Origin of the sequence: Arthrobacter sp. GAS37 (genome assembly GCF_044908325.1) — a bacterium.
Taxonomy (GTDB): domain Bacteria; phylum Actinomycetota; class Actinomycetes; order Actinomycetales; family Micrococcaceae; genus Arthrobacter; species Arthrobacter ramosus.
Genome location: NZ_JBIYDB010000073.1, coordinates 1 through 7,226 on the forward strand (window position 1 = coordinate 1; position 7,226 = coordinate 7,226).

The 7,226-nt window shown below is 62.3% G+C and carries 6 protein-coding genes and 1 pseudogene; 4 read left to right on the forward strand and 3 right to left on the reverse strand.

Features of this window, described 5'->3' with window-relative positions; translation table 11 throughout:
• Positions 1-193 precede the first annotated feature (193 nt).
• From ABH924_RS24555 to ABH924_RS24565, 3 genes are all read right to left on the reverse strand, one after another.
• Complete coding sequence (locus tag ABH924_RS24555; protein ID WP_404503105.1) at positions 194-823, reverse strand: hypothetical protein; 630 nt, start codon at positions 821-823, stop codon at positions 194-196.
• A 131-nt stretch (positions 824-954) separates the two neighbouring features.
• Positions 955-1,389, reverse strand: coding sequence for an SRPBCC family protein (locus ABH924_RS24560; RefSeq protein ID WP_404503107.1), 435 nt, complete (start codon positions 1,387-1,389; stop codon positions 955-957).
• Positions 1,390-1,443: 54 nt separating this feature from the next.
• On the reverse strand, positions 1,444-2,097 hold the full coding sequence (locus tag ABH924_RS24565) for a hypothetical protein (protein ID WP_404503109.1): 654 nt from the start codon (positions 2,095-2,097) through the stop codon (positions 1,444-1,446).
• 1,004 nt (positions 2,098-3,101) lie between these two features.
• Here ABH924_RS24565 and ABH924_RS24570 point away from each other — a divergent pair.
• The 4 genes and pseudogenes from ABH924_RS24570 to ABH924_RS24585 all read left to right on the forward strand — a co-directional run bounded on the left by ABH924_RS24570 (position 3,102) and on the right by ABH924_RS24585 (position 7,134).
• The gene (locus ABH924_RS24570; protein ID WP_404503111.1) at positions 3,102-4,802 is read left to right on the forward strand and encodes a hypothetical protein; all 1,701 of its coding nucleotides are present in this window, start codon (positions 3,102-3,104) and stop codon (positions 4,800-4,802) included.
• Between the two features lie 23 nt (positions 4,803-4,825).
• Positions 4,826-5,209, forward strand: a complete 384-nt coding sequence (locus ABH924_RS24575) for a hypothetical protein (protein ID WP_404503113.1) — start codon at positions 4,826-4,828, stop codon at positions 5,207-5,209.
• Positions 5,210-5,561: 352 nt separating this feature from the next.
• A pseudogene (locus tag ABH924_RS24580) lies at positions 5,562-5,901 on the forward strand (recombinase family protein); the annotation flags it as partial.
• A gap of 180 nt (positions 5,902-6,081) precedes the next feature.
• Positions 6,082-7,134: an iron ABC transporter substrate-binding protein gene (locus ABH924_RS24585; RefSeq protein ID WP_404503115.1), complete on the forward strand. Its 1,053-nt coding sequence runs from the start codon at positions 6,082-6,084 to the stop codon at positions 7,132-7,134.
• Positions 7,135-7,226: the final 92 nt, after the last annotated feature.

The window sequence follows — 7,226 nt, forward strand, 5'->3', positions numbered from 1 at the left end:
GCCAGACCATCACCCTCTGGTTCAACGTCCACCTCGACGGCTCCACCCCCGCCGACGACACCTGGATGTACCTCGACGACGTCACCCTCACCAACAGCTAAAAGCACAGATCGACGTGGTCTCCGTCGTGCCCTCGCCCTTACGCGAGCGGCGGCTGCGAACTTGGTTCGCAGCCGCCGCTTCCCGGTGAGTGTTAGGAGTTCTTTGTGGCGGCGAACATGCGGCGAAGCGTGAAGAAGCAACCCAAGGCGCCGAAGAGCAGCGCCATGAGGAAGTCGCCCATGTACCCCTTCACGAAATTCGGGTTGTTCGCCAGGTTGTAGTTCATCAGGTCCCACGGCTCGGAGCTGGTGATCAAAGAGAGGGGTTGGCTATTGATGTATTTGGCAGCATCCAGCCAGACTCCCGCGACGAAAGACAAAAGCGCGGTGGCAGCTGTGATACCCGCTATCACCCACACACCTTTTCGGCTCAGCCCGCCAGCTCCCATCACATAGAAACGGGCCGCCATCGCCGCAGCGGCGAAGGTGACGAGCGAGGACATCCAGCCAAAACTCCAGATGACGAGCCACAGAACGACGCCGATCGGGAGGGCCGCCAGGGCGAACAGGGCGCCTCGGCCCACGTTTTCGCGGCTTCGGATCGAGGGAGCGGGGGGCCATACTGTTGCCTGGGCCTGGTTTGCTTCCGGATGCCAAGGGGGAATCTGCGCGCCGGAGGCATCCGGGGCGTTCATTCCGAACTCAGGCTGAGGACGCTGCGACGCGCCGTATTCGTTGTTGCCGGGCTGCGTGTTTTCCGGCAGGTTGGTGCTTTCGGTCATGTTTCCCCCAATGTGGACCGGTGCAAGCGTACGGAACATCCTTGCACGCGCCAGCGGAAATTCGCCAGCGTTTGCAGCGAATAACTGCGTCGGCGATTCGCAGCCGAGGGGAGAGCCTGGGATTGTCGTTTCTAGCTGGCTTCGAGGATCTTCTTGAGGTTCTCCAGGTCCTTGCGCATGGCCGTGCGCATCATCGGCGCCATGACGATGCCTGCAAGCGCGGAGAACCCGGAGGGTTCACCTGTGTTGCGGAGGGTCATGCGGGTCGCGCCATCCTCATCGGACCAGGTGTAGGTGGTCCGCATCGGGAATGGACCTTGGCTTGTGTGCATGGTGAGTTTCTCGCGGGGGATAAGCTCGGTGAATTCGTAGACATAGTCCAGATTTCGGCCCAGGAATCGCGCCGTGAAGGCAACTCGGGATCCGACCGCCAGGGGCCGCGGCGTCTGCCACTGTGCAGATCGTATGTTCGCGTACCAGACCGGCGCGTTGTCCGGGTCGGAAGCATAACTTGCCACGATCTCGCGGGGCCGCTGGATCAGTATTTCGGTCTGGACGTTCACCATGTCCCCAACTATCGCAGAACGCGCCTACCGGGCGGTAACCCACATTGAAGAAGCTCAAGGCAGATTGTCAGATACGTTGGGATGCTGCTCGGCCCCTCCGGGGTGGGGTTCCATCTCCACGTAGTAGATCGCCCCCGCGCCCGGGGCATGGAGGCGGTGTGTTGCATGACGGGTTGGCCTGTACTCGTGTCCGAAGGGATCGCGCACAGTGACACGTTCAAGGTGATCCAGCCGCGCGAGGAGGCCATCGACGTCCCGGAGCGTCGCGGGATGGGTCTCTTCTCCCGCTACATCCAATACCCATGGCGAACTGGTGGCGCTGCTGGCGAGTTCCAGGCTCAGGGTTTCAAATATTCCAGCCAGAAGGGCATCGAGCGTTGTGGGGTAGAGACGGAGCAATCGATGCGCTTTCGGTTCGCGACGTCGATCGTTGATCCAGGTCTGGCGGAGCCACGTGAATTCGACCCGGCCGAACGAGGACCCCAGGATCAGCTTCCGGTCCCCCTCCAACGTCAAGTGGAAGTTGTTGCCCGCCCGGTCCAGAATGCTGGCTGCTTCGTCAACGTACTCAAGGTCTTCGAGCATGGCCGTTTTGGATGGGTAGTAGGTGAAATCACCGAGCTCATCGACAACGACGTAGTCTTCCGGATCGGCGCCGGCAAGCTCGGAATCGTACGCCGTTCCTTTGTTGAGGGGAGTGCGTTTCATGGTGGATTCAGCTCCTAAGGAGGGACAGCCCAAAGCCCGAATTGACTATCTTCATCAGACCACCAAACCGAGCGGCCGTCGTCGGTCCTTAATGGTTTCCTTACGCGGACAGTGAAGATTTAGTCCGCTCCTAACGGGGATCACCGGACCCGTCGGACCGGGACAGACCATCAAGGTCAAAGTCACCGGCCGCGTCGGACTCCCCGCCACGGGCGTGGCCGCCGTCGCGATGAACATCACCGTGACCAACCCCAGCTCGTTCGGAGCCATCACGGCATACGCGGGCGGGACCAGCAATCCCGGCACCTCGAACCTGAACTACGCAACAGGGCAGACCGTCGCGAACTTCGCCGTCACCCCGGTCGGCTCGGACGGAACCATCGCGTTCACGAACAACTCCTCCGGGACGGTCGATCTCCTGGCCGACACCTCCGGCTACTACCTCGGCGGCGCAGCCACCACCCCGGGCGCGTTCTCGGCCCAGACCCCGGTCCGGCAGCTCGACACCCGCAACGGCACCGGAGGGGTGTCCGGCCCCGTCGGCCCCAACCAGACCATCAGGGTCAAGGTCACCGGCCAGGGAGGCATCCCCGCCACCGGCGTCTCCGCTGTCGCGATGAACATCACCGTCGCCAACTCCACCTCGTTCGGGGCCATCACGGCCTACGCGGGCGGGACCGGCAATCCCGGCACGTCCAACCTGAACTACGCGACAGGGCAGATTGTCCCGAACTTCGCCATCACCCCGGTCGGGTCGGACGGCACGATCGCGTTCACGAACAACTCCTCCGGCACGGTGCAGATCATCGCCGACACCTCCGGATACTTCCTCGGCGGCACGGCCACGGTCCCCGGGGGCGTTTTCGGCCCAGACCCCGTTCCGTCAGCTCGACACCCGCAACGGTACCGGCGGGGTCACCGGTCCGGTCGGGCCGGGACAGACGATCAGCGTCAAGGTCACCGGCCGCGGCGGTCTCCCGGCCACCGGTGTGTCCGCGGTCGCGATGAACATCACCGTCGCCAACTCCACCTCCTCCGGAGTCATCACCGCCTACGCCGGCGGGACCCCGAAACCCGGGACCTCGAACCTGAACTACACGGCCGGACAGATCATCCCCAACTTCGCGATCACCGCGGTCGGGGCGGACGGGACGATTTCCTTCACGAACGATTCACCCGGCACCGTGCAGCTCATCGCCGACACCATGGGCTATTTCAACGGCCCCGTGACCGGTGGCCTGCCCGGGCCGCACCAGCTCCAGTCCATGACCTCCACCCCCGCCACCGGGTCCCCCGCCACCAGCACCTTCAGCTGGGACGCGGCCGGCCGGATGACCGGCCGCGCCGGGGAAACCCTGAACTACACCCCGGACGGGAAACTCGCCACCACCACCGGCACCAGCAGCCTGCCGGCCAACCCGAACCCGTCCGCGGCCGCGGGCACCCCGCCCGCACCCGTATCGGGAACCGCGGGCAGCACCGGGACCCGGTACTACGACGCCGGAGGGAACCTCGTCGGCATCACCGACGGAACCGGCACCACCGTCACCATCGGCTCGATCACCGCCCACTCCACCCCGGCAGGGGTGAAGACCGCAACCAAAACCTACAGTTTCGCCGGGAAGGCCGTGGCACAGCGCACCGCCGCCGGCGGCACCGTGAAACTCGCCTTGATCATCAGCGACGGCGTCGGCACCGCGCAGACCATCGTCCAAGGCGCCGTCGGCACCACGCCCGTGATCGCCCAGACCCGCTACACCGACCCCCTGGGTCTAGCACGCGGCCCCACCCAGACAGCAACGGGTAACGGCGCCTACTCCACAGCGGGCGCCGGTGTCCTTGGCATGGGATCCAACGCGGCCAACCCCAACGGGTACGGAGCCGTCAACGGGTACATCGACGGGCTCGCCGACACCATCAGCACCCTGACCCACCTCGGCGCCCGAGACCTCGACCCCGTCCTGGGAACCTTCACAAGCCCAGACCCGGTCCTGAAACTTGACGTGGCAAAGAACTTCTCCCCGTACGTCTATGGAGAGGCCGACGCGATCAACAATGCAGACTCCTCAGGACTCATGATCCTCGGGCCAATGCTCACCGACGGCCCGAACGAAAGCTCCTGGCACGGAGTCGACGCCACCCCCGGCGCCGACTTGAACGTTGTTCGCCTGGTGAACGGGTTCAGGCCTCCAGCGCCGCGCGCCCGGCCGTCAGGACAGTCCTTCCTGCAGGCCGTAGCTGACCGTCCGAGGCCACAACCCGCGGCCCCCCAGCCCGACCCAACACAGTCGGACTGCATCCAGTACCACGGCAACTGCATCCCGAACTATGCCAAGCTCAGAGTTGACTCATACAACAAAGGCCTGAATGACAACTTCGGAACGTGGAAAAGAGCCGAAACGACATTCGGGCACTGGTCGACAGTCACCGGGGCTGGTGCACTCGGTACTGCCTTCATACCTGGTGTGGACGTCGCTTCACCTGTATTGGCTGTGACTAGCGTGTCTACCAGCTTCGCTTCAATGCTCATTGCCTGTACGGTCGGATCGGGACCGATTACGAAGGAATGCGGCATGGGCTTTATCATGACTTCTGTCGGCGCCGTCTCCTTTGGGTACGGCACATATGCAGCCAAGATCAGCCTGAATGTCGCTACAATGCCCGCAGACCTACTGACCAGCGGATATGGAGCTTTCACTTGGTAACCCGCTGCCCTGACCGTCAACTATTGGCAGGACCCACTGCCTACGCGCTGATGCGCATGCGTTTCAGATGTACGACTGTGACCTTGGCTGTCCTCGCCCTTGGCTACGCCCTGAACGTTTCGGGTGTACCCGTGTTGTGGCTCATGTACACCGTTCTGGCTATGGCGGGCATAAGCATACTGCCGCTACTCGTCCTCATCTTATGGGTCCCTATTAGAACGCAAACGGAGGAAGAAGGCGGTTACACCACCCTGCAATACGGGAAAACGAAACTGGAACAACGCGACCCATATCTAGGCAGGGTTATCCGCGCACCAGGAGAGGACTACCTCGAACGAGCGCAGTTCCAAGCCATCCTCCAAGCTGCCAAGGATGAAGCCGGGAGATTAAAGCCGCACCGCAGGTAGGCGGTTCCCGAGGTGGAACAATACGATGGATGTTCTGGCCCCTTGACACCGTCTTGTTCGGTCCATTGCCTTGGTTTCGACCCCTCGCGTCGAAGTCGGTCAGAGAAGGCCGTCAGCCCTAGCGGGAACTACTCCGTGCTCAGAGGACGTGAAATTAGACGCTAAGCCTTGACTGTCCGTATAGGGCATACCCCAATTGGACGTCAGGAAACAGCCGGAAATACTGTCAGATTAGAGTGGCTTTAGTGTTTTCTTGACGCAAGTTGCCCGAAGTCTTGGATTTCAACCTGACACTCTTCGTTAGGAGTGGAACATGGTCGGCTAACGTGTCGGATACGTCAGGGTCAGCGGCTTGGACTAGAACGGCCAGCGCCAGCGGGAAGGCGTCGAGGTGGGCAAGGTGTTCACGGACAAAGCGTCCGGCAACACCAATCGTCCCCAACTGGAGGAACTCTTGAAGTTCGCCTGCGACGGTGACCCCGTCATCGTGCACGGCATGGACCGACTGGTGAGAAACCTCGATGACCTGCGCTCCGTCGTAGAGAATCTGCAGAATTCGAGCGTTCCCTCATCAGCGAACGCCAACCGAAGGCATCGCCCTGGCCAAAAAACGCGGAGCCTACCGAGGACGCAAAAATGCCCTTTCAACGGCTCAGGCGGCAGAACTGGCAGGACGCGCCGCCGCAGGAGAACGTTTGTAACAGTCGGCCTCAGCGTCCCAAGAATTACGCAACAATGGCATGTTGTTATTACAGTAAGGATTGCCTTGCCTATCTCGCTACCGTTCCCCCGACTCCTCGGGCTTGCTCTGCGTGAAGGGTAGGGCTACCCCCAACCAGTCCGGTCCCAGCCGGAACCCTTGAAAGGCCCCTATGAAATTCGGCATCAAACCCGCTACGGCCCTTGCCGCCGCCACGGCCACGCTGCTGGCACTTTCGGCGTGCAGCGGCGCACCAAGCGGTACCGCAAGCGGTGGTTCCACGGCCGGCGCGTCCGGCGAGGGCATCGTCGTATACAACGCGCAGCATGAAAACCTCACCGGCGCATGGGTGGACGCCTTCACCAAGGAGACGGGAATCAAGGTTACGCTCCGTAATGGTGACGACCTTGAAATGAGCAACCAGCTCAGCGAGGAAGGCAAGAACTCCCCAGCGGACGTCTTCCTCACGGAAAACTCCCCGGCCATGGTCCGCATCGCGAGTGCCGGATTGCTCGCCCCCGTGGACCAGGCAACCCTCAGCCAAGTCCCTGCCCAGTACCGGCCCTCCACCGGCGACTGGACGGGCATCGCGGCCCGCTCCACCGTTCTGGCCTACAACAAGACCAAGCTCAGCGCAGACCAGCTTCCCAAGTCCTTGATGGACCTCGCGGACCCGTCATGGAAGGGACGCATCGGTGCGTCCACGGGCGGAGCTGATTTCCAGGCCATTGTCAGCGCGATGCTTGCGCTCAAGGGAGAGGACGCCACCCAGAAATGGCTCGAGGCGGCCAAAACCAACTTCAAGTCGTACAAGGACGACACCCCGGTACTCGCGGCCGTGAACGCCGGAGAGGTCGACGCGGGAGTCCTGTACCACTACTACTCCTTCGTCGATCAGGCCCAGACCGGAGAAAACAGCAAGAACGTTGACCTCCACTACTTCAAGAACCAGGACCCGGGTGCGTTCGTCAGCGTCTCCGGCGGGGCTGTTCTGGCATCCAGCAAGAAGCAGGCCCAAGCCCAGCAGTTCCTGAAGTTCATCACGGGCAAAGCGGGTCAGCAGGTCCTCCAGAACGGCGACTCCTTTGAATACACGGTTGGCTCCGACGTGCCGGCGAACTCCAAGCTTGTGCCTCTCAAGGACCTCCAGGCACCTTCGGTGGACCCCGCCAAGCTCAACAGCGAGAAGGTCACCGAGCTGATGACCAAGGTCGGGCTTCTCTAGCCCGGGGTTTTCATGGCAGGTCTGCCGGAGTGGTGTGTTAAACCGGTGAAAGGGTGCTCCGACAAGGGAAAATAGTGGTATTCGACGCCATA

What these genes read in the sequence shown, in the direction of transcription:
- ABH924_RS24555 (WP_404503105.1), bottom strand. Translation starts at nt 823, where the DNA reads ATGACCGAAAGCACCAACCTGCCGGAAAACACGCAGCCCGGCAACAAC.
- ABH924_RS24560 (WP_404503107.1), bottom strand. Translation starts at nt 1,389, where the DNA reads ATGGTGAACGTCCAGACCGAAATACTGATCCAGCGGCCCCGCGAGATC.
- ABH924_RS24565 (WP_404503109.1), bottom strand. Translation starts at nt 2,097, where the DNA reads ATGAAACGCACTCCCCTCAACAAAGGAACGGCGTACGATTCCGAGCTT.
- ABH924_RS24570 (WP_404503111.1), top strand. Translation starts at nt 3,102, where the DNA reads ATGAACATCACCGTCGCCAACTCCACCTCCTCCGGAGTCATCACCGCC.
- ABH924_RS24585 (WP_404503115.1), top strand. Translation starts at nt 6,082, where the DNA reads ATGAAATTCGGCATCAAACCCGCTACGGCCCTTGCCGCCGCCACGGCC.